Here is a 23,981-nt window from a genome sequence, read left to right on the forward strand (position 1 = left end):
GCCCTAGCGCATATTCAATACCACGATTTCTGATCACCTGTGCGGCAGCCACATCCCTATTGGTTTTATATCCACATTCAGGACAATTATGTTCTCTTTCGGAGAGTAACTTTTTGCCCGTGTGGAACCCGCAGTTAGGACAGATTTGAGAAGTATAATTCTTGTCCACCTTGGCGACAAAAACATCCCGCTTCCATGCCACCCAATTAAGGATGGTGACAAACTGTCCAAAACTAGCATCTAAGGTATGTTTGCCCAACATTCCTTTTGCCCAAGTGATGAAGTTTATGTCTTCAATGAAGATGGCTTCGGCTTGGTCGCAAAGATGGTGAGCCAATTGAAAATGCCAGTCTTTTCTAGTATCAGAAATGCGTTGGTGTAACCTAGCAATCCGTTGGTTGAGCTTGTGACGATTGTTAGACCCTTTTTGCTTGTTCCTTAATCTACGTTGTAGCAATTTCAGCTCACGGTGTAGTTGGTTCAAGAATCGAGGTCTTGCAACAAGCTCCCCATCGGAGGTTGCTAAAAATTTATCTAACCCCAAGTCAATGCCCAAGGGATGCCCGTGGAATGGAACATCAGGGACACTGACATCCAATTGTAGAGAAAGCATCACGAAGTAACCTGATGCCCGTCGCACAATCCTCGCCTGTTTAACCTCGAAACCTTCGGGAATATCCCTGGACTTTCTAAATTTAATCCACCCCAATTGAGGGAGTTTGATCTGATTGCCCTGAACACAATCCTTGAGCATTTGAGGGTAAACAAAAGAGCGCAGTCGATATTTATTCTTGAAGCGAGGAAACCCTTTCTTCTTTGACTGCATATCGACAAAAGCCCTGTCCAACGACCTCAACACTTGCTGTAGCACTTGGGCGTTAACGCAGGACAACCTTTCATCCTTTTTCTTGGCTTCTGTCAAAGCTTTCGCTTGACTGTGATAACCAGGATAAGGGGTATCTGCCGGAATAATGTATTCCTTTTCCAGTGAGCAAGAGTTGACTGGGGATTTGCGAGAATTAATCCAGTCCTTTCTTTCCCTTAAAGCAAAATTCCAGACCGAACGACAAACATTCAAAGTATTTTCGATTACCTCGATTTGGCGTTGATCCGGAATCAGCTTAAATTCGTAAGTTAAGGACAGCATTGCTTTTCTTGGCGAAACCCATCTCAATATTAGCCTGTTCTACACAAGTATGCCAAGCCATGTAGGATTCGCTTCGCTCAGTTTTCTTTGTTGGTCAAAATTCATCTCGCCGTTAAGCCGAAGGCTCTAACGGGAGTCCTCTTTTGACATTTAAGATAGACTGATTGCTTTGGCTTTGAGAGCCAATTTCAAGAAGTTGATGTGTATTTAGAGAACGGAGAGGGAGGGATTCGAACCCTCGTATACATTACTGCATAACAGACTTTCCAGGTCTGCGCCTTCAACCACTCGGCCACCTCTCCACAGAAAAGCAATATTCTATTGACTTACCGAATTATCATAATAGCAGAACAGCAAGATCTTTTGCAAGCGCGAGCATCAAAAATTTTCAACAGGGATGGAATTTAACCGATCGCCCAATCCCCGCTATAATGACTGGGGGACAATAGACCCTAAATCTTGCAACCGTCTGTTTATCCAGAAAGCGACAATAAAATCTTTTATGTCCCGTTATTACACCATTCGGATTCATTATCCCCAGAAGAACCAACTCTACACCGTTCAAGTTCCAGATGATCGCTATATTCTTCAATGTGCGGAAAATCAAGGCGTTGATTTACCCTTTTCCTGTCGCAATGGCGCTTGTACCACCTGTGCGGTACGGGTGATCTCGGGTGATCTCTATCAACCCGAAGCAATGGGACTTTCACCGGAACTGCAAAAAGAAGGTTATGCTTTACTGTGCGTCAGTTATCCGCGATCAGACTTGGAAGTGGAAACTCAAGACGAAGACGAAGTTTATGAACTCCAGTTTGGACGCTACTTTGGCAAAGGGAAAGTAACAGCAGGATTGCCTTTAGATGAAGATTAATCGACTCTGGGGATTACTATCTCAAAAAAGAGGAATATTTTTCCTGTTTTCTGTGATTTTAGTCGCTATCTGCTTATTTTTGGTAAGCTGTTCCACGCCTGAACCTCCACCGCTTGGAGTGATCAGTCGAGTTGAACGAGTCGTCAGTGGACAAACCTTGGAAATCATTGATCCTCGTAGTGTTGTCCCTGCACTACAATCAGTAAGGTTGATAGGTATTGCAGCGCCCGACTTGAAGCAAGAACCTTGGGGACTGCTAGCCCTGCGTTACCTCGAACAAGTGGGTTTGGGAAAAGAGATTTTACTAGAGTCTGATCGCGAACAGCGCGATCGCTACAACCGCGTGTTAGCCTATGTGTGGTTGGATGGGGTACTGATCAATGAGCAACTGATCAAACAGGGCTATGTTCTCGCTGAAGAACAGATTCCCAATACAAAATATAGTCAACGTTTGCTCTATGCTCAGTATGAAGCGCGAATTCTAGCTCAAGGAATTTGGAACCCCCAACAACCGTTGCGTCTAACTCCGGCTGAGTTTCGCCGTCAGAATGAGCAAAAGTAATTACAGATGAATACACCAAACATAACCCCCGATCAACTCCAAACGTTCTTAGATATTGCCACTCTCGCGGCTGAAGCAGGCGGTGCTGTCTTACAATCTTGTTTAGGGAATCTCCAAGATATTCAAGAAAAGGGGAGATCAGGAGATTTAGTCACAGAAGCCGATAAAGCCTCGGAAGCTGCGGTTCTTGATATTCTCAAGCGTCATGCTAGCGATCATGCTATTCTCACAGAAGAATCTGGTGAATTGGGAAATCAGGATAGCCTGTTTCTTTGGGCAATTGATCCCTTAGATGGAACAACAAATTTTGCTCATCAATATCCTTTTTTCTCAACTTCCGTTGCTTTACTAATTGACGGTATTCCCTCTGTGGGAGCGGTTTTTGATCCTTGGCGGAGTGAACTTTTTCGCGCCGCTAAAGGCTTGGGTGCGACTCGTAACCGTCAACCCATTGATGTTTCTAAAACCGATAACTTAGCCAATAGTTTACTGGTGACGGGGTTTGCTTACGATCGCCGAGAAACTGCTGATAATAACTATGCAGAATTTTGTCATCTGACTCATCTAACTCAAGGGGTGCGGCGAGGCGGATCGGCGGCGTTAGACTTGTCTTATGTGGCTTGTGGGCGCTTAGATGGATATTGGGAACGAGGACTATCTCCTTGGGATATTGCCGCAGGTATTGTGATTTTAGAGGAAGCCGGAGGTAAAGTTACTGCCTATGATAGCAGTCCTCTGGAACTTAAATCGGGTCGGATTCTCGCCACAAATGGTTATCTACACGCCAGTTTAAGTCAAGCGTTAATGGAAACGCCACCGCTATCGTCTTGGTCATAGGAATAACACATCACTGAAAGGGTTCAAATTTAGTTAAAATGCAATTAGGGGCTATAACATTAGCCACAAGTTTGATCGCTAGTTTAAAAACTCTTGAAAAACTAACTTGATGGGTGTGTCTGTAGAAACGGTAAATTTTTAAAAGTTGTAGCCTGAAATTTCTCCTAAACTGGGGGAATTTCAGTCAGTCAAAACCGTTAAGTCTGATGGAGTGCTGATTTCTCTAAACGATCAGGCTAATATTGTATTTAAAGCAATGAGAACTGTTAACATTGCGCTAGTCAGTAAGGAAGGCAAGAGCTTATGTCTTTTGAAGTCAAAAAAGGATTATTTCTACTGGGATTTACAGATAGTCATGCCATTTTAGGCGTTCCTCTCAATGCTGAGTTTTCTGATATTCGCAAGCGATATACAAGAATTGCTCGGCGTTTACATCCTGATACTTGTCCGTTTAAAAATCCCGAGGAAAAAGAGTTAGCCAAGCAGTTATTAGCGAAGTTAGTCAGTCCGGCTTATAACCGATTTTCTAAGGAAAGCGAACGCAAAGAATACGAACTGCTGTTAAAAACGATTGGAGATAGAGTCGTTAAAGAACAGCGTACCCTCACACTTCACAGTGATATTGCTAAACAACTTTTAACGGCGGCAAATTATCAACAAACTTACGAAGCTTTACTTGAACAACTCGCACAAAAACAGTATGAGTCTCCTCAGCAGGTTTTAGAGGTTGTCGGTGAAATTAGTGAATTAAATCAAGCTTATTTATTGCGAAAAGCAGCAAAAGGGGGTTCGGCGACACCAACTCCAGCACCTACCCCTCAACCTAAGTCAGAGACACCCGCGCCCACACCAACGCCCCCGAAAAAAGATTCTGCTGTTGAACAAGCTTGTAGTCGGGCTGAAAAGTTGATGGCTATTCAAAACTACGCCCAAGCTATTTTAGAACTCAAGGATGCCATCAGACAAGAACCTGAAAATAGTCGCTGTCATGGTTTACTGGGTTTAGCCTATCTTGGACAAAATCAACCTAAACTCGCAACGCCTCACGTTAAACGGGCTTTACAACTTGATCCTAAACAACCCCAAGCCTTAGAAGCGAAAAAACAACTCGAAAAAGCCGCTCCACCTAAAGGGAAACCGCCTCAACAAAAGCCAGGGGGTGGGTTATTTGGGGGTTTATTTGGCGGCGGTAAGAAGAAATAACAACAGTAGAACGACCAAAATGTGATATTCTAACGCCGAACTCCCCCTTGCAAACATCCCCTAATCTACAATCAAAATTTCAGGTTATGGTTCATCAACTCCCTCTCGGCGCCCGAGATCTACTTCCCCTCGATGTGACTCAAAAACTTTGGATAGAACACCGTTTACAGCAGGTGTTTCACCGTTGGGGCTATCATCGGATCATTACCTCGACGCTGGAACGTTTAGATACCCTGATGGCGGGAGGTGCGGTTCAACGTTCAACGGTTATTCAGTTACTCGAAGCCGAAGATCAAGGTCTAGGACTGCGGCCCGAATTAACCGCTTCTATCGCTCGAACAGTTGTCACTCGTATGGCGGGTTCGAGTTGGTGGCCGCAACGCTTGTATTACAATGCTAATATTTTCCGCAAAGGTGGCAAAACCAACTACGGAGGTCAGCAGGAATTTTATCAAGCAGGCGTTGAATTATTGGGTGCAGGCGGTTTGCTGGCTGATAGTGAGATTTTACTTTTGGTACTGGAATGTTTGCAGGCTTTGGGATTAAATAACTGTCATTTAATTTTAGGTGAAGCCGGACTGACGCGATCGCTTTTATCTATGTTTCCAGCCAAGCTACAAGAGCCTGTAAGGGAGGCGATCGCCAATTTAGATCGAATCACCCTAGAAACGTTACCCATGTCCCAGGAGTTGCGAGAACGGGCGTTATTTCTATTTGACTTGCGGGGACAACCGGAAGATGTTCTTTCCCAGGTGGCGCAATTGGAGTTAGACGCTGAACAACAGCAAGCTTTGAATAATCTAAAATCTTTAATTGACTTGTTGCAAAACTGTTATTCGCCTCAGATTTCTCAGCCCAAAATAGTTCTTGATTTGAGTTTAATTCAAACGTTTGACTACTACACAGGGATTGTGTTTGATGTCGTTAGTAATAGCGAGTCAGGAGCGCGAGTTTTAGCTCAGGGTGGACGCTATGATGAACTGTTAGGACTTTATCATCCTCAAGGGAAAACTGAACCGGGAATAGGATTTTCTTTTAATATTGAAGACTTGCATCAGGTTTTATTGGGGATGAATCAACTTCCTCAACAAGCACCTTCGAGTGATTGGTTAGTTGTTCCTGAAACGCCTCAAGCTTATGCTGCGGCTTTTGCTTATGCGGAGAAATTGAGAGAATCAACTCAATTAGTTCGAGTCGAAATGGAGTTAGGGCGTCGGGAAAATATCGAAGATTTACGAGATTATGCTCGTCGTCGAGGAATTCATCAAATTGCTTGGGTAAACGGGGAAGGAATTCCGAGAATTGAAACCGTTAATTAGATTATCATGATCGCCCCCAAACCCCCAATTATGGGGGCTAAATTGCCCCCCAACCCCCAATTATGGGGGCTAATCTGTATTAATATCATGTCCGGATAATTAGTGATAAAAAACTTTCTCATAATCCTCCTCTTTCTTCTTCTTGATTTCCTCCTGACTCCTGACTCCTGACTCCTGACTCCTCTGTTGTTTATTTATAACTGTTCAACCGGACATGATATAATTTGTTGTGTTAATTTCATCATTGTTTCAAACTCAAAGTCTTGATTTAGTTGTTCTAAGCCAATCGCTAAAGAGGAATATTCAGGGGGAATCTGTTTGATTAACTGTTCGACGGTTTTATGTTGACAAGCGATGGAGGCTTCATAGAGTTCAACGATCCAGTGATGCGGCATAACCGCGATATTTTCTGAGGTTAGATTTTCCCGAACTAATCTCTGATCATTCGAGAATAAATGGTTATCTTGACTGTAGAGATAGACGACTCCTAGATGTTCTGCCATTTTATTAAATAGAGTTGTAATCTCAATCGGTTTACTGATATAATCATCACAGCCAACAGCTAAAGCGAGTTGGCGATCGCTAACAGATGCTTGAGCCGTTAGAGCAATAATAATCGTAGACTCTAATTCTTGATTATTCTGCTCATGTTCTCGAATTTTTTGAGTGGTTTCATAGCCATCAACTCCCGGCATTCGTCGATCCATCCAAATGAGATGGGGCTGCCATTGTTGCCAAATTAATAGGCCTTCCTCGCCAGATGCAGCTTCTTTTACCTCCAGTCCAACTTGTTCCAATAGCTTGACTAACAGCAATCGATTTTCGGCTTGGTTATCAACAACTAAAATTCGGTAAATAGGTTGATTCGGGGCGAGTCCTGTGACTTGTTTCTCAGAGTTTTGAGGTTTTACCCGGTCTTTTGTTGTGGTTTGAACTGGAAGGGTAAACGCAAACGTGCTACCCTCTCCTAAGCGACTCCTAACCCTAATTTCACCCCCCATTAATTGTACTAATCTCTGACTAATTGTGAGTCCGAGTCCTGTTCCTTCCTGGACTTGGCGACCTGCTGAAGCCTGAGTAAACGCCTCAAAAATCTGGTTTAAATCTTCAGGAGAAATACCAACTCCAGTATCTTTTACCTCAAAATTTAAACAGATAAAATCGGAGTCAAACGAGTCTTGATTGTCTAAACCCACTCGTAAGATAATAAGGCCTGTTTTTGTAAACTTAATCGCATTGCCAATTAAATTAATTAACACCTGTTGCAATTTTTGAGCATCTGTAATAATAAATTGCGGTACTTTTGGGAGAATATCTAACTCAACTTGTAATTTCTGATTGCTAACTCGCTGACTAAAGGTAGCGTGTAAAGATTGCAGCAGATCAAATAGGTCTAAAGCTTGGTTGTCTAAACTCAGTTTTCCGGCTTCTATTTTTGAGAGATCAAGAATTTCATTAATTAACTTCAGAAGATAGCTTCCACTGTTATGTATAATTTTGATATAGTTCTGATAATCTGGGCTAAGAGTTGTGTCTCGGTTGATCAATTGTGTGAATCCCAGGATTGCATTTAAAGGCGTGCGAAGTTCATGGCTCATCGTTGCCAAAAAAGCACTTTTAGCATGATTGGCCGCTTCTGCTGCTTCTTTCGCCCGTTGCAGTTCTTGTTGGGCTTGTTTACGTTCGCTAATATCAACCGAAATAGCCGTCACATTCCAACATTTTCCGACTTCATCCCAACAGGAATTATTCGTTTGCGAAATCCAGCGTAAACAGCCATCTTTGTGACGCAAGCGATATTCATAGGTGCCAGAGTGTTGAGCAAAAATATCAGCATATATCTGCGGGTGTACCAGTTGCCAATCATCGGGATCAATGCAACTCATCCAGAGAAAATTATCCTGAGTTAATTCTTCAGAAGTATAACCCGATAGAATTTCCACTCCGGCTGATACCTGATCAATTTGCCAAGTTTTATCCTGAAAGACTCGAATACTACTAATAGCAGCCATCGCACTATTGAAAATATTCTTGATCTTGGCTTCAGATTGTTGCAGTGCTAATTCTAGCTGTTTGCGATCGCTAATATCGCTCAAGACCCCAATCACACAATCTCGATCATCAAGACAGCTAACTCTAGCAAACAGCAACACCGTTTTGACTTCACTGGATTTTGTGCGAAACCCGATTTCAAAATTATCAATTCTTCCCTCTTGAAGCAGAGAAGCTCTAAACTGATGTAAATCTACCAAATCAGTCCATAACTGCATCTCAACACAGGTCTTGGCGATCGCCTCAGTTCGAGAATAGCCCAGAACCTTAGTAAAACTTTCGTTAATGTCAATGCAGCGTCCTTCTTCTAGGCTGGCAATCCAAGCAGGTTGGGGGCTATCCCGAAAAATTGTAGCAAACTTCAGTTCCGATTGACGCAGGGCAATTTCCGCTTGTTTGCGATCGCTAATATCCTCAACCACTCCATGCCAGGCGATCGCCCCATTACTCCGTCGCTCCGGTTGGGATCTTGCCCGTAACCATTTAAGCTTGCCAGAGGGTGTAATAATTCGCCACTCGTAAGAAAACAACTCCAAAGATTCAGCACTGCGAGTCACCGCCGCGATATAACCTGCCACATCATCCGGGTGCATCTGCTCAAGCAGCAAATAAGCATTTTCTAGTGCTTGTGCTAGGGTGACTTCATGGATGGTTTCTACGGCAGAACTCGTATACTCGAACCAAAGATGTCCATCGGGTTCCTCAACAAACGTATAAATTGAACTGGGGGATTGACGGCTGTATTGTTGTAACCATTGTTCAGTTTTGCGGAGTTGTTCTTCAATCTGTTTGCGATCGCTAATATCCAAAACAACGCCATGCCATGCAATTTCACCATTGTCGCGTCTTTGGGGTCTAGAATGGGCTTGAATCCACTTGATTTTCCCAGAAGGAGTAATAATCCGCCATTCATGTTTGAAGGGTTTATCCGTTTCGACACTTTCTTTTACAGCTTGTTGATAACCCTCTCGATCATCTGGATGAATTTGTTTAAACGTAATGCTGGCATCTTGGCGAACTTCTGCGATACTAACCTCGTGAATATCTTCAAAAGCCGGACTTAAATATTGATATTCTACAGGGCCACTGGGATATTCAACAACAGTGTAAATAACCCCAGGGGAAGCGGCTGCTAATTGTTGGAATCTTTCTTCACTTTGGCGTAAGGCTTGTTCAACTTGTTCGCGTTCACGAAGTGCCGCTTGCTGTTCGGTAATATCTCGAATAATCACAATCACAGCATTTTGTCCTTGCAGGTTGCAGACTTTTGCCGATAGCAGCACAATCTTTATCTCGCCCCTGCTTGTGGGAGTTGTAATCTCAAGATTATCAACATAGCCTTGGGTTTCCAACAGGTATTTAAACCGCCCCCGTTCCTCCGAATTCACCCATAAACCCACTTCTAAAGCCGTTCGCCCAATCATTTCCTCACGGGAATAGCCATAAAACTCAACCATCCGATTATTGACTTCTAACAGCCGTCCTTCTGTTAGATTGGTAATGGCGATCGGGTCGGGAATAATACGAAAAATAGTTGTAAATTTTTCTTCTGATTCTTCTAAAGCATTCTCAAGCCGATCAAAAGATTGTTGGAGTTTATCGGCCATCTTGTTAAAAGACTGCGCCAATGCTTTCACTTCAGCAATTGGGCTATCAGCAGGCAATCGCTGGGTCAAATTTCCCGATGCGAGTTCCTGACTAACTCGGTTGACTCGAGTGATGCGAAACATAAATCGATTCGCCGTGATCAGTCCTGATGCGATCGCTAATCCCAACGCCAGCAAGCAGAGTACAATCGTGGTGTCGATATTTTGGTGAATTTCTGCCATCAAATCCGACTCAGGAATCACCGTCACAATTAGCCAATCCAACCCGTATTGATCTTGATAGGGGGAAATGTTTAGAAAGTAGCGCTCGCCACGCTTTTGAAAATTTAAGGCTTGAGGCGATTGTAGCGTTGCTAAATTCTCAAATTTTGCCAAGAGATACTCATAGGAATCTTGAATTACAGAATTAGGAATTTGTGAGGGGAATTGGCGCTGAAATACTATCGTTCCCGGTTCAGCAGTTCCACTCAAGTCAGGTTTGCCGGATACAGAATAAGGCACTTCTTCCATTGAGTGAGCAATCAATAAACCGTTGCGTTCAATAATATAAACCTCTCCCGATTTTCCAATCTCTACATTACGGAGAAAGTCACTCAATTGATTCAGGCTAATATTAACAGCAAAAACCCCTAATAATTGGCGTGATTTGTCATATAAAGGATCGTAAGCATTGAGCGCGAGGAGATTCGTACTCCCGATTTGAAAAGGGGGAGTCCAACCCGGTTTTCCCGTTTCAACGGCTTGACGATACCAGGGGCGATCGCGTACATCAATATTTTGGAGTGTTTCTACAGGGCGCATCAATTCCCCAGCTTCATTAATACTATAAATCTGGAGAGTCGCAGGATTCGATAGCGTAGAAAAAGAGGCTTCAAAGGGCAATTCTTCCGGTTGTAGCTTGGTTGTTACCCCATAATCTCTCGGACTGACGCGATGACTGACCCGAAAATCACCTTGAGGAGTTCCAAACAAAAGCGTTGTCAGATCTTCTGTGTGTTGATGTTGTAGAATCAAATAGCGATGCAGTTGATCGAGGTTTTGTAGGTTTATAGCCCCGGATTGAATTGCTGCGATTTGGCGTTGATTGAACTCGTGAGCATTCTGCAAATAGTGATCGAGTTTTTGACTCACTTGCTGTCCGACATTTTTGATCAGTTGATGAGCGAGTTTCTCAACCGCCTGTCGCCCACTCCGGTAAGACAGATACCCCACTAATGTTACCGCTCCGACGGTGTGCAGCACAAAGGGAACGACTAACACCCACCGCAAGGAGATATTATTCTGAAAACAGGGCTGTTTGAATCTCATTCAAGCTCCACGTTATCGCTTTTCGGGTGAAGTTATCGCTTTTCGAGGGTTTGCACACAAACTCGATTTCGTCCCTCGTCTTTGGCTTTGTAGAGAGCCTGATCTGCTATTTTAACTAAAGTTTCTACTGATTCACTTGGAGACGGAATCAAACTCGAAACCCCTAAACTGAGGGTAACGTGTTGACGGGCAGGCTGCGGTTCATCGATAATTCTCAGTTGCTCCACTGCCAAGCGGACTGCTTCTGCCAGTTGAGTCGCTCCTGTGAGGTCTGTGTTGGGTAGCAGTATAATAAACTCCTCTCCCCCATAGCGGGCAACTAGATCGGAGGGTCGCTTAATCGTTTTTTTGAGGGTCTGGGCGACTTGTTGAAGGCAGCGATCGCCTGCCAGATGACCACATAAATCATTATATTGCTTAAAATAGTCGATATCTGCCAAAATTAAGGACAAGGGTATTTGTTCTCTCAGCGATCGCTTCCACTCTTGAGTTAGGTACTGATCAAAATGACGACGATTGGCAATTTGGGTCAGTCCATCTAATATAACCAAACGTTGAAGTTCATTGTTTGCTCGTTCTAAAGCTTCAATTAATGCTTGGCGTTGTTGTTGTAAACTGCGAATTGTCAATTGATGGTTAATTCTCACTAATACTTCTTCAAATTGAAACGGTTTGGTAATATAATCTGCTCCACCCACTTGAAAGGCTTTCACTTTGTCGAGAGGTTCATCCAACGCACTTAAGAAAATGACAGGGATTTCACAGGTTTGAGCATTGGCTTTTAAGCGTTGACAAACATCAAATCCATTCATTTCGGGCATCCGTATATCCAACAAGATCAAATCCGGGGGATCTGCCTGCACCGCCAGCAGTGCCATCGCACCACTTTTAACACAACGCACGTCATAGCCTGCTTCGGTTAGAGCATTAAATAAGATGTGGAGATTACCAGGAGTATCATCAACCACAAGAATGGCTCCTGATCGGGATTCTGAAAGGGCGCTCGATGAATCAAAGTCCATCTTGTCTTCAAGCTGCATGAAAGGCATAATATAGCAGAAATCAGGAGACACCCTTCGGGTTCGGCAGTTGCTCTTCGACGGAAACCGCCAAGTCCGCACTGCCTCACCGAGACAGGAGACAGAATTGAAACCTTTATCATAAAAGGATTTGACAGAAAAACAGTGTCCTAATCAACTCTTTCTTCTTCTTGATTTCCTCGCTCCTCCTGACTCCTGACTCCTGACTCCTCTGTGGACTACAGCGATCGCATACTGCAATAACTGTTTCTTGTTTCCTGCCAGATGACAGGAGTGGATTAAAGATCAAATATCTTCCATTTCTTCACACAAATCTTGTAAAGTTTGATGCTGAAATCGTCGAGAAGATCGGCGATATTTCTTACTTTCTAACTTCGGTTCGTCTTGTTGCTTTCCACCGGATTTCGTTTTAGATTTAAAACTTGATTCTGCATCCGGTTGTTGTTGCAATACTTCTTGACGTTTGATCGCTTCTTCTAAAAAATCGAGATAAATGGGATAACGTTCCCAATCTCCTTTAACAATACAATTGGGTTCGTCTCGATGTAAACAATCACTAAATTGACAGTTTCCTGTGGCTAATCTTTCTCTCGCTTCTGGAAAATAATAGGCTAATTCTTGCGCTTCACAGTCTAATAGCGGTTGATTAAAACCCGGAGTATCAGCTAACAATCCTTTTGAGGGAAGTTCAAATAATTCAACGTGTCGCGTGGTATGTCTTCCTCGTCCTAACTTTCCTGAAACCGCCCCAACTCGCAGATCAATATCAGGAATTAATAAGTTAATTAAGCTCGATTTTCCCACTCCAGATGGGCCACAAATTACCGTTATTTTTTCTTTTAGCTGATGAATTAAAGAATGATAAACAACTAATTTCAGGTCAGAAATTGCATAGGTTTTGACCTGTTTATCCTCATCTAACATAAATTCCAACCCTTGATTAACACTAATAAAAAAAGGCTGATAACCCCAACTTGAAAGACGTTCACGCCAGTCTTGCAACTGTTCAGTGCTGACTAAATCACATTTATTTAAACACAAACAAACTTCTAAACCTGTTGATTCCGCTTTCACTAAAAACCGAGTCAACGCTTGCGGATCGAGATCCGGTTCTGCAACCGCAAACACGAGTAAAATTTGGTCAGCATTGGCAATGGGAGGACGAGTCAGTTCCGTTTGACGGGGAAGCACCTCTGCGATCGCCCCTCGCCCCCCTGTCCAGTCCGCTTCTTCAACAATCACGCGATCGCCAACCATCACCTTCTGACCAATTTTTTTTAGGCGAGTGCGGCGAGTACAGAGTAACAAAGAATCCGTTAACCCCTGCGCCTCCGGTAAGCTGAAAGAAACGGGGGCTAACTGCACCTGATAGAAGTTCGCCTGAACAGCAACCACAGTCCCCATCACGGGATGAGTGTCTGGGTTGACAGTAGAATTCGCCTCCCCTAAACTCATGCTTGAGTCAGAGGGCGTCGAACTTGAACGGCAAAGAAACCGGAACGATCTTCGATCTGTTCGATCTGGTAGCCTTCCATCGTCAAGCTATCAGGAACTTGTTCAATCGGTTCACCCGAGTCTAGCCAAACCTCTAATAGCGAACCGGGAGGCATTTGTTCTAATTTCAATTTAGTTCTAACGAAATTGAGCGGGCAAGGAGTGCCTCGCAAGTCCATTTGAGCATCGGGTTTAGAAGTGGTGGAATGGGTCATAAGTTATGGAAAAAAGAGTTTGATCCCGTTATTTTTGATGAAACAAACTGCCTAGAAATCCTTCTAAGCCGCCTTTTCCCGTGCGTTCACCGTGTATTTTCGCCAGTTCCTCTAAAAGTTCTCGTTCTTTAGCCGTCACCCGAGTCGGAATTTCAACGGATACCGTGAGTAAATGATCGCCTCGACTCACCGGATTTCCTAAACGCGGAACCCCTTGATTTTCCAGAGTTAGGACAGTTCCCGGCTGAGTTCCGGCGGGAATTTTGACAGTCGTCGGCCCGTCAACGGTTTCAACTTCTAAGTTACAGCCTAAAATTGCCTGTAAGTAACTTATTTTCACATCTGAGAGGATGTTAATCCCATCTCGTTTAAAGTGAGAATCGGCTGACACCGACAAAAAGACATATAAATCTCCAGGAGGGCCTCCCCGCTTGCCTGCGTCTCCTTCATTGGCGACTCGTAGGCGGGTACCGTTATCAACCCCACCGGGTACATTAATTTTGAGTTTCTTGGTAACTTCCTTAAGACCCTGACCCGCACAACTGGTACATTTATCTTCGATCACCTGACCGGAACCATTACAAGTCGGACAAACCGAAACTTGAGTAAAACTGCCAAAAGGAGTCCGAGTTGCCCGTCGCACTTGACCACTACCGCCACAGGTTGAACAGGTTTGAGGTCGAGTTCCCGGTTTAGCGCCGCTGCCGTTGCAGGTTTCGCAGGTTTCCAGATGTTTGATGCGGATTTCTTTTTCGCCGCCGAAGATCGCCTCTTTAAAGTCAAGGGGCAAGTCTAGCCGCAAATCATCCCCTCTAGCCGGACCCGTTCGCCGTCTGCCTTGAGGGCTACCTGCGCCCCCTGCAAACCCACTGAAAAAGCTTTCAAAGATATCGGCAAAACTGTCGCTGAAGTCTTGGTTATAGCCTGCTCCAGCTCCTCCGGCAATTCCTGCTTCACCAAAACGGTCATAACGCGCTCGCAGTTCCGGTTCAGAAAGCACTTCATAAGCGCGATTAATTTCTTTAAAGCGTTCTTCTGATCCCGGTTCTTGATTGACATCGGGGTGATATTTGCGAGCTAGCCGACGGTAAGCACGCTTAATTTCCTCTTTGTCTGCGTCGCGAGCAACACCAAGTGTTTCATAATAATCGGCTGCCATAGAACTCTATTGGTGAAATCTAAATCACAATAACTACACAACAACGGTCGGGAATTACTCTAGAGTGAAGTGTTGAACTCATTACAAGCCCAAACTCCCCAACTCCAGATTAACTGGTGGAATTGAGAATAAAGGGATTGCCGGGATCGGGATCTAAAATCTCCCCAGCTTGAGAAGCAACTTCTTCAGAAACCTCATCAAGCTCGAAAGCTGATTCGGCAATGATCAAATCATCCTCTTCAGACACCTTATCAAGCTCGAAAGCTGATTCGGCAGTGATCAAATCATCCTCTAGGGATAAATCTTCAGAGACAGCTTCATCCTCTTCTAAGTCTACCACTGGCAAGCTTTCCTCGGGAGGAGAAGTAACCGCAGACTGGGGTTCGGTATTTTCGTAAACTGTGGCGCCGATATCGTAGAGCATTTCTCTGAAAGCATCGACTCGTTCTTTCATTTGTTCGTAGGTGACATCGGGGTTAGCCACAGCTTGTTTCAGGGCGGTTGCTTCAGTCCGAATTCGCTGTTTGAGTTGAGGTGTGACTAATTGTGGGTTTTGTTTGAGGGTTTCTTTACAGTTCTCAAACAGGGTTGCACATTGATTTTTCAGCTCAACAATTTGGCGGCGTTGTTCATCTTCGTCGCCGTAGAGTGAGGCTTCTTGTCGCATCCGCTCAATTTCGGCTTCGCTCAAACCGCCTGTGTTGGTAATTTTGATACTTTGTTCTCGTCCGGTTCCGAGATCAATGGCAGAAACTTTTAAAATTCCATTGGCATCAATATCAAAAGCCACTTCTATTTGCGGAACACCCCGTTTAGCCGCAGGAATTCCCGTTAAGAGAAATTTACCGAGACTTTTATTATCTTTGACCAGCGCTCGTTCTCCTTGGAGAACGTGAATTTCCACCGAAGTTTGTCCGTCTACGGCTGTCGAAAACATTTGAGAGCGACTGGTAGGGATGGTGGTGTTGCGCTCGATAATTTTTGTAAAGACACCGCCTAAGGTTTCTAAACCCAAGGATAAAGGTGTTACATCCAGCAGTAACAGATCTTTGACCTCACCGCCCAAAACACCCGCTTGAATGGCGGCTCCCAAAGCCACAGCCTCATCAGGGTTAACAGAACGATCGGGGGTACGTCCTTGAAAATATTCACTAATCGCTTGTTGTACAGCCGGAATTCGCGTTGAACCGCCCACCAAAATAATCCGATCGACATCATCGGCTTGGAGATTGGCATCTCGCAAGGCTTGAGTCACGGGTTGAATGGTGTTGTCAATTAACTCCTTAACGAGTTCCTCAAATTGGCTGCGACTCAACTCAATTTCTAGATGCTTGGGGCCCGATTCATCTGCCGTCAGGAAAGGCAGGTTAATTGAGGTTGTGGTGCGACTCGACAGTTCAATTTTTGCCTTTTCTGCGGCGTCCCGCATCCGTTGCAGTGCCATTTTATCGCTCGAAAGGTCAATCCCTTCCCGTTCTCCGAAGACCTCGACGAGCCACAGGACGAGGCAATTATCAAAGTCATCTCCGCCCAGATGGTTGTTTCCGGCGGTTGCTAGCACTTCAAAGATGCCATCGCCTAATTGCAGGATCGACACATCAAAAGTGCCGCCTCCTAAGTCAAAGACGAGGATTTTTTGGTCTTGATCTTGTTTATCCAAACCATAGGATAAAGCGGCGGCGGTTGGTTCGTTGATGATCCGCAGAACTTCTAAACCCGCAATGGTTCCCGCATCTTTAGTCGCTTGTCGTTGAGCATCGGTGAAGTAAGCCGGAACGGTAATTACAGCTTGATCGACCGACTCTCCCAAATAGCTTTCGGCTTCTTCTTTGAGCTTTTGCAACACCATCGCCGAAACTTCTTGCGGGGTGTAAACTAGGTCTCGAATCTGGACGTTTACCGTGTTATCTTTACCGGGAACGCATTTATAGGGAACCCGTTTTCGTTCTTGTTCGGTATCTTCCCATCTGCGCCCGATGAACCGCTTAATACTGTAAATCGTATTTTCGGCATTGGTCAGGGCTTGTCGCTTTCCCAGTTGACCGACTAAGCGTTCATTATGTTTCCCAAATCCCACAATACTGGGGGTTGTGCGTCCGCCTTCCGAATTGGCGATCACAGTGGGTTGACCGCCTTCTAGAACAGCGACGCAACTATTGGTTGTGCCTAGATCGATGCCAATGACTTTTCCCATAGCGTCTCGGCGATGAAGGTGTGCTTTGGTTTGCCTGAAAGAGTATTCAGTGTTTTGAGGGCAACACATAGCTAACACGGGCTTAAAAAAGGCTAAGTTAGCGATTGTTGAGGTTTTTTGATCCAGAATTTGAGTGACCTTAGAGGGACTCTATCGGCTGCCAAACTCATCTTTTCTTAGCCTTCTCCCCTCAGAGAAATTTAGTGCTGACAACCAGTGTTTAGTAAACACTCGCCAACCAACATGACTATTCTTGTGGAGTGGCGGCTTCTGAGTCTGTTTCCGGTGTTCCTGAAAACTCGGGAGCAGTGGCGACTTTCACCATTGCATGACGCAACACCCGTTCACCCATGAGATAACCTCTCATCAGTTCCTCAATCACAGTGCCTTCTGGATGGGCATCTGTCGCTTCTCGCATAATCGCTTCATGGAGATTGGGATCAAAAGGTTCACCTTCGGGACGCATCGCCGACACTCCCAATTGTTTGAGGCTTTCTACCATTTGCTTGTAAACACTTTGGTAGCTTTTATGAATGTTCATTTCGCTCTCAGTTTGAGGCTTAATATGAGATCTAGCCCGCTCGAAATTATCAATGACGGGTAATAATTTCTTGATGGTATTGCATTGAATTTGTACCTCTAGCTCCTCTTTTTCTTTTTGAGTTCGCTTGCGAAAGTTCTCAAAGTCAGCCGCTAGACGTCGGTACTGTCCGTTAATATCATCGAGTTGAGCTGTGAGTTCCTGATTAGCCTGAACTAAGGCGATCAATTCTTGTTGAATTTGATCGCTGCTGAGTTCTTCTCGGTCCATTTCCGGTTGGGGGAAATCGGCGGGCAATTCTTGTTCGTCTAAATTGGCATCAGCCTCTGGATTTGCGGCCCTGTCCGACGGGATTTCGGCATCTAACGGAATACCATTGGGATTGGCTGCAACTTCAGGGGTATCAGTGGTTGAGTTTGACATCATCTCTTCTTGCTGGTCTTGGTTCATCATAGAAAACTAAGCGATGGAGCTTCAATACTTGTCTGTGCTGAGTTCGCCCTCGCTATCCTCCAACTCGCATCTGTCTATTCAAGAATTTTAACCAAAATAATATCGTAAATCACAGCGATAGGAGTTGGCAAAAGCTATTATCTGATTAGAGGTTTCCCTGAACTGAGCATCAGTCATCTTGATCGTACCCTAATCAGCAAGCCATGATGAACAACGATTAACCGCAATCGGAAATCCATACCTCGGGATCGGCTTTTGATCGGACGTGGAAGCCGAATTTGGCTTTGGGGTTTACTCAAAGGGTTTGATTGCTCCGGGCCTGACTGGGGTCAGCACTGGGGTGAACATTCTGACTGAACCTGCCTGAGAATCAGGGATTCAACCCCTGGGGTGATCACAGCCTGATCGGCTCTAGAGTTCGCTAAATCTAGAAAGATCAAGGCGGTTAGAGACTGGCTCCAGAAATTTTCTCAAAATCTTTGGGAATTCTATATATTTAAGAGATTGTTACTTCAGATATGACTAATACATCTCGGCGACGTACCGCCCTAGTTGCGACCAGCACGACTCCTTTTGGCAATAAGTTAATTCAATCTGGATATATTAGCCCAGAAGAACTTCAGCAAGCCCTCAAAGCAAGCCAAGCCGGGAAACCCTTAACTGAAGTGTTGGAATCAGTCACCGGAAAGCCTCTTCCCCCAGAACTTGCACGCCAATACAAAAAACAACAGCTTTTTGAGCAGAAAATTATCTACGGCGTTGATGCTTTTGATCTCGAAGTTGAACAGGTTTCCGTTGAGCAAATCGAACAAATGCTCAACACCCTAGAAACCACGATTGAAACCTGCAAACGTCATCGTTTCATTCCATTGCAAACCCTCAACACTGAACCGCCGACGGTTTTAATTGCAATGGTTAACCCGGACAACCTCAGTGGGTTAGATGAACTGAAAAACCAACTGCTGCGTCCGAAAGGTTGGAACCTCAAGCGTCAAGTGATCACCCAAGGGGACTATGACAAGTTAATCTCAGCCTACGGCGAAGAAGATCTCAAACGCAAGCAAGCCGAAGCCGCCCGTCGAGAAGATGAAAAACTTCAGTTTACCTCCGGCGACTTTGAGGAGATGGATTTAGAAGATGTCACCGATGAGGGCGGTGGCATGGACTTGGCTGACGAAATCGAACAAGCGGAAACCGCCCCGGTTATTAAAGCGGTCAACGTGATCTTAGCAAAAGCGTTATCTGAGGCTGTCTCCGATATTCACGTTGAACCTCAAGAACATGAGATGCGGGTGAGGATGCGGAAAGATGGCGTTTTGCAAGAATATTTCAGATTTCCTAAAAAAGTCATCCCTGCTATTACTTCTCGCTTGAAAATCCTGGCTGAATTAGACATCGCTGAACGTCGTCAAGCCCAAGACGGAAGGATTCGTCGTCGCTTTAAAGGCAGAACCATTGACTTTCGTGTAAATAGCTTACCCAGTCGCTACGGTGAAAAAATTGTACTGCGGATTCTCGATAGTTCCTCAACCCAGTTGGGACTCGATAAGCTGATTAGCGATGAAGAAACCTTAGCAATGGTTCGGGAAACGGCCGGACGACCTTTTGGGTTAATCTTGGTAACAGGGCCAACAGGTTCAGGAAAATCAACCTCGTTGTACTCCATTCTCTCTGAACGTAACGACCCCGGTGTTAACATCAGTACCGCCGAAGATCCCATTGAATACGCCCTTCCCGGTATTACTCAATGTCAGGTGATTCGTGAAAAAAACTTGACTTTTGCTAATATTCTCCGGGCTTTCCTCCGACAAGACCCCGATGTATTGCTGGTGGGAGAAACGCGAGATTTAGAAACGGCTAAAACGGCGATTGAAGCGGCTCTGACGGGACACTTAGTTTTAACTACCCTACACACTAACGACGCGGCAGGGGCGATCGCTCGTTTGGATGAAATGGGCGTAGAACCGTTCATGGTGTCGGCGGCGTTATTGGGTATTCTCGCTCAACGTCTGATGCGTCGGGTTTGTACGGAATGCCGCATTCCCTATACTCCCACTTCTGAAGAACTCGGACGCTATGGCTTATCGGCTTCGAGAGAAGTGAATGTCGAGTTCTTTCGGGCAAATATTATCGCCCCCGATCAACGCAAGTCAATGGCCGAGCGCGGTGAACTCTGTAAAAAGTGCGGCGGTTTAGGATATAAAGGCCGGGTTGGGGTCTACGAGTTCCTGAAAGTCACTGAACGCCTGCAAACGTTAATCACCAAAGGCGCCCCCACTGAACAAATTAAGGAAGCCGCAGTCGAAGAAGGGATGAAAACTTTGCTGGCTTACAGTTTACAACTGGTGCGTGAAGGCCATACTACCTTTGAAGAAGTAGAACGGGTAACATTCACTGATTCTGGTTTAGAAGCGGAACTGAAAGCCAAACGCAAGCAGGGCTTGACTTGTAAGGGTTGTCATGCCGAACTCAAACCGGAATGGCTCGATTGTCCCTATTGTATGACCCCCCGTTTTACCGATTAGAGTCTTTACACTCACCCGTGTAGGGGGAATTGATGAATTCCCCCTAGCAGTTATCAGTTTTTTCCTGACTTCTGACTTCTGAGTTTTGCCTGTTCCCTATTCCCGAAATTATCAACATTTTTTTGAGTTGGAGGATTCAATATTATGGCTGGTTTGATGATTGAAGATGTGATGGAGTCCTTGATCGAACAAGGTGGCTCTGATATGCACATCCAAGCAGGTGCGCCGATCTTTTTCCGGGTTAGTGGTAAGCTGACGCCTCAGCCTCAGTTTGGAGAATTGTTGGCGCCTGAAGATGTGCAGGTTCTCATCTTTCAAATGCTGAATAATATGCAGCGTAAGCAACTAGAGCAAGAATGGGAACTTGACTGTGCTTATGGGGTCAAAGGTTTGGCTCGTTTTCGGGTGAATGTGTATCGTGAACGGGGTTGCTGGGCTGCTTGTTTGCGGGCGTTGGCGACAAAAATTCCTAACGCGGATAAATTAGGCGTTCCTCAAACCATTCGGGATATGACGGAAAGACCTCGGGGAATGGTTTTGGTCACAGGTCAAACGGGTTCGGGTAAAACCACCACAATGGCGGCGTTATTAGACTTAATTAACCGGACTCGTAGTGAACATATTTTAACGGTTGAAGACCCGATAGAATATGTTTTTCCCAATATTAAAAGCTTGTTTCACCAACGGCAAAAAGGGGAAGATACTAAGAGTTTTGCCAATGCGTTGAAAGCGGCTTTACGTGAAGATCCCGATATTATTCTGGTGGGTGAAATGCGGGATTTAGACACTATTGGTTTGGCGATTTCCGCCGCAGAAACAGGTCACTTAGTCTTTGGAACGTTACACACAAACTCTGCTTCTGCTACGGTAGACCGGATGTTAGATGTATTTCCTCCCATTCAACAACCTCAAATTCGAGCGCAGTTATCAGGATCTTTAGTTGGAGTTTGTAGTCAAAACCTCGTTCCAACTATTAGCGGGGGACGTTGTGCGGCGCAAGAAATTATGCTGAATACTCCAGCTATGGGGAACTTAATTCGGGAAGGAAAAACAACTCAAATTTACTCCCAAATTCAAATGGGGGCAAAATTAGGAATGCAAACAATGGAAATGGCATTAGCTAAAATTTTCCAAGAAGGAAAAGTAAGTTGGGATGCCGCGATGAGTAAGAGTTCAAAACCCGATGAACTTGAACGCTTGATCGGCCCTGCACCGAAAGGAACAGCACCAAAAGCTAAAGCTCACTAATACAGGATTAGGGTTGAGGATTAGAAGTTATTGATAGCCTGGGTTTGATCACAAAAACAGACTAAAAAGCTTTGATTCTTCTAATCCTAAATCCTATTTTTAATCCAAAAATTACTGTCAATAAAAGTTGTATAAAAGGGGATCTATGACTACAAATAAACTTCGCAGTCACTCTCGAAAACAAGGTTTTGATTTCAAAAAATTTGAAGAAGATATTAACGTTGCGATGTCGCAAATTACGGTTAAAGATTTAGCGATTTTTGCCCGTCAGTTTGCGGCGATGTTTAACGCGGGAATTGCGATGGCTCGGTGTTTGAGTGTGTTATCTGAACAGTGCGATAATGCTCGTTTAAAACGGGCTTTAACAGTAATTCGAGCGGATGTAGAAGAAGGAAATTCTTTGTCAGAATCAATGCGGAAGTTTCCTGATGTCTTTGATATGTTGTTTATCAGTATGGTTTCCGCCGGAGAAGTTGGGGGTGTACTTGATGAAGTTTTAGAACGTTTGGCGGTGATGATGGAGAAAAACCACAAAACCGAAAGTGAAATTAAATCGGCTATGTCTTACCCGAAAACGGTTTTATTTATTGCCCTCGCCGTGTTCTTTGCGATGACGATTTTCCTCTTACCAACTTTTGCAGGAATTTTCGAGCAAATTGGGACTGAACTGCCATTGTTTACCGTCATTATGCTGAGTATTAGTGACTTTTGTACAACATGGCCGCCGATTCCTCAAGCGATAGTTATTGGGAGTTTATTTGGACTCTCGATTGCTTATCAAGCCTTTTATAAAACGCCAGCCGGACGCCTGATGATGGATAAAATTTTCCTGAAACTTCCTTTGTTTGGGCCGTTAATTGAGAAGTCTGCTGTGGCTCGTTTTTGTACAATTTTCGGGAGTTTAACTCGTGCAGGTGTACCGATTATGAACTCGCTAGAAATTGTGCGAGATGTAGCTGGAAATCAAGCGATTGCCAATGCGATTGAACACGCGAGAACAGAAATTCAACAAGGGGGATTAATTAGTTTAGCCCTGCAAGAAGGAAATGTTTTTCCGGGTTTGGCAATTCAAATGATTTCTATTGGTGAAGAATCTGGGGAACTCGATAAAATGTTGATGAAAGTGGGGGCGTTTTATGAAACAGAAGTTGAAGAAGCGGTGAAGGGTTTAACCAGTGCATTAGAACCGATGATGATTGTGGTTGTAGGGGGAATTGTTGCGTCGGTTTTGTTATCAATGTATCTGCCGATGTTTAAAGTGTTCGAGTCGTTGTAAATCCGAAAAACACTTTGTAATTTGAGGAAGTTTTCTTCTGAATTGTGAGTGTTTTTTAGATGATCATCGAAAAAAACAAGCTGATTGGATAGCCAAAACTCACTGAATACAATTTTTGAATAAATCTTAAATCAGCTTAATCTCTAACTCATTCAACCTAATTTTAAAAATTCTCTTGATCTTCATTTAAAATGCCTGTACAACAATCTCATTACGAAACTCTGCTGGCTGAATACAGTAATGCTGAAGCCGCAATCGCCCTTTTAAAACAACATCGAACCTACTTGGAAATGATTCCGAGTATGCGTCGCCCAGATGAAAGTTTAATTACGATTCCTTTACCGATTGTCCGTTTACGAGATGGGGTTTCTTATACAGGAAAATCGGGGCTGAGTATTACACCGGGACAAGCAATTTGTTTACCCTGTGATTTAGGGATTATCATGTGTGATCCTGAGTGGAAAGTCAAAATGGGGGCGGAAATTTTTATCTTTATTCATCGCCCCCATGAAGATTTTTCTGACTTATTAACACGCTGGCGATTTACTCAGGTTTGCTTAGAGCAGGGCTATGAATGGGTGATGCCTGAACATTATAGCCATATTTATTCACAAGAAGCTGAAAAGATTTATCCTTTGTTTGTGTTATTTTCAGAAACACCTGAACGCATTAAACGAGGACTAAAAGGTGCAAATTTACCCTTTGTTATTCCAGCGTTAGATACGACTGTAGATCCCTTAGATTATCAGTCTATTGATGAACTTGAGGAATTAGATCTTGAACATCATCCTGAGTGGAAATCATGGGGAGAACAGGAACAGTGAACAGGTGTCGGGTGTCGGGTTTGTAGGGGCGCGCCTCCGAATTCATCTATGTTTCCCAGCAATAACTGATATAAACCCGCCCCGGTGTCGGGTTTGTAGGGGCGGG

At 44.4% G+C, this 23,981-nt stretch carries 17 protein-coding genes and 1 tRNA gene; 9 read left to right on the plus strand and 9 right to left on the minus strand.

Features of this window, described 5'->3' with window-relative positions; all coding sequences use genetic code 11:
- Positions 1-1,147 (minus strand): RNA-guided endonuclease InsQ/TnpB family protein (locus tag WN50_RS10075; RefSeq protein ID WP_049558990.1); only part of this gene is annotated, 1,147 nt, incomplete at its 3' end.
- Positions 1,148-1,362: 215 nt separating this feature from the next.
- Positions 1,363-1,449, minus strand: a tRNA-Ser gene (locus WN50_RS10080).
- A 200-nt stretch (positions 1,450-1,649) separates the two neighbouring features.
- Here WN50_RS10080 and WN50_RS10085 point away from each other — a divergent pair.
- The 5 genes from WN50_RS10085 to WN50_RS10105 all read left to right on the plus strand — a co-directional run bounded on the left by WN50_RS10085 (position 1,650) and on the right by WN50_RS10105 (position 5,939).
- Positions 1,650-2,018 carry a 2Fe-2S iron-sulfur cluster-binding protein gene (locus WN50_RS10085; RefSeq protein ID WP_046281992.1) on the plus strand — a complete coding sequence of 123 codons (369 nt, stop codon included), beginning with the start codon at positions 1,650-1,652 and terminating at the stop codon, positions 2,016-2,018.
- Positions 2,008-2,580 (plus strand): thermonuclease family protein, encoded by a 573-nt coding sequence (locus WN50_RS10090; RefSeq protein ID WP_046281990.1) that lies wholly within the window; start codon positions 2,008-2,010, stop codon positions 2,578-2,580. The genes WN50_RS10085 and WN50_RS10090 overlap by 11 nt, the downstream gene beginning before the upstream one ends.
- Positions 2,581-2,586: 6 nt before the next feature.
- Complete coding sequence (locus tag WN50_RS10095) at positions 2,587-3,417, plus strand: inositol monophosphatase family protein (RefSeq protein WP_235440900.1); 831 nt, start codon at positions 2,587-2,589, stop codon at positions 3,415-3,417.
- A gap of 303 nt (positions 3,418-3,720) precedes the next feature.
- A complete protein-coding gene (locus WN50_RS10100; protein WP_046281989.1) occupies positions 3,721-4,620 on the plus strand; it encodes a J domain-containing protein in 900 nt (299 codons plus the stop codon).
- 86 nt (positions 4,621-4,706) lie between these two features.
- Positions 4,707-5,939, plus strand: coding sequence for an ATP phosphoribosyltransferase regulatory subunit (locus tag WN50_RS10105; RefSeq protein WP_046281988.1), 1,233 nt, complete (start codon positions 4,707-4,709; stop codon positions 5,937-5,939).
- A gap of 194 nt (positions 5,940-6,133) precedes the next feature.
- Here the strand turns inward: WN50_RS10105 and WN50_RS10110 are convergent, their stop codons facing one another.
- From WN50_RS10110 to grpE, 7 genes are all read right to left on the minus strand, one after another.
- Positions 6,134-10,906 carry a PAS domain S-box protein gene (locus WN50_RS10110; RefSeq protein ID WP_082172401.1) on the minus strand — a complete coding sequence of 1,591 codons (4,773 nt, stop codon included), beginning with the start codon at positions 10,904-10,906 and terminating at the stop codon, positions 6,134-6,136.
- A gap of 32 nt (positions 10,907-10,938) precedes the next feature.
- Positions 10,939-11,928, minus strand: coding sequence for a diguanylate cyclase domain-containing protein (locus tag WN50_RS10115; RefSeq protein ID WP_046278126.1), 990 nt, complete (start codon positions 11,926-11,928; stop codon positions 10,939-10,941).
- 303 nt (positions 11,929-12,231) lie between these two features.
- Positions 12,232-13,401: a small ribosomal subunit biogenesis GTPase RsgA gene (gene rsgA / locus WN50_RS10120; RefSeq protein ID WP_046278127.1), complete on the minus strand. Its 1,170-nt coding sequence runs from the start codon at positions 13,399-13,401 to the stop codon at positions 12,232-12,234.
- Positions 13,398-13,655, minus strand: coding sequence for a sulfurtransferase TusA family protein (locus WN50_RS10125; RefSeq protein WP_046278128.1), 258 nt, complete (start codon positions 13,653-13,655; stop codon positions 13,398-13,400). Before WN50_RS10125 ends, rsgA begins: the two co-directional genes overlap by 4 nt.
- A gap of 28 nt (positions 13,656-13,683) precedes the next feature.
- Positions 13,684-14,814, minus strand: a complete 1,131-nt coding sequence (gene dnaJ / locus WN50_RS10130) for a molecular chaperone DnaJ (protein WP_046278129.1) — start codon at positions 14,812-14,814, stop codon at positions 13,684-13,686.
- Positions 14,815-14,923: 109 nt separating this feature from the next.
- Positions 14,924-17,008, minus strand: coding sequence for a molecular chaperone DnaK (gene dnaK, locus WN50_RS10135; RefSeq protein ID WP_046278130.1), 2,085 nt, complete (start codon positions 17,006-17,008; stop codon positions 14,924-14,926).
- 247 nt (positions 17,009-17,255) lie between these two features.
- The gene (grpE, locus tag WN50_RS10140; protein WP_046278136.1) at positions 17,256-17,999 is read right to left on the minus strand and encodes a nucleotide exchange factor GrpE; all 744 of its coding nucleotides are present in this window, start codon (positions 17,997-17,999) and stop codon (positions 17,256-17,258) included.
- Between the two features lie 521 nt (positions 18,000-18,520).
- On the opposite strand from grpE, the gene WN50_RS10145 reads away from it, so the two are divergent.
- From WN50_RS10145 to WN50_RS10160, 4 genes are all read left to right on the plus strand, one after another.
- Positions 18,521-20,527, plus strand: coding sequence for a GspE/PulE family protein (locus WN50_RS10145; protein ID WP_046278131.1), 2,007 nt, complete (start codon positions 18,521-18,523; stop codon positions 20,525-20,527).
- A 144-nt stretch (positions 20,528-20,671) separates the two neighbouring features.
- Complete coding sequence (locus tag WN50_RS10150) at positions 20,672-21,775, plus strand: type IV pilus twitching motility protein PilT (protein ID WP_046278132.1); 1,104 nt, start codon at positions 20,672-20,674, stop codon at positions 21,773-21,775.
- 145 nt (positions 21,776-21,920) lie between these two features.
- Positions 21,921-23,051 (plus strand): type II secretion system F family protein, encoded by a 1,131-nt coding sequence (locus WN50_RS10155; RefSeq protein ID WP_046278133.1) that lies wholly within the window; start codon positions 21,921-21,923, stop codon positions 23,049-23,051.
- Between the two features lie 191 nt (positions 23,052-23,242).
- Positions 23,243-23,875 (plus strand): hypothetical protein, encoded by a 633-nt coding sequence (locus WN50_RS10160; protein ID WP_046278134.1) that lies wholly within the window; start codon positions 23,243-23,245, stop codon positions 23,873-23,875.
- The last annotated feature ends 106 nt before the right edge of the window (positions 23,876-23,981 follow it).

The organism is Limnoraphis robusta CS-951 (genome assembly GCF_000972705.2).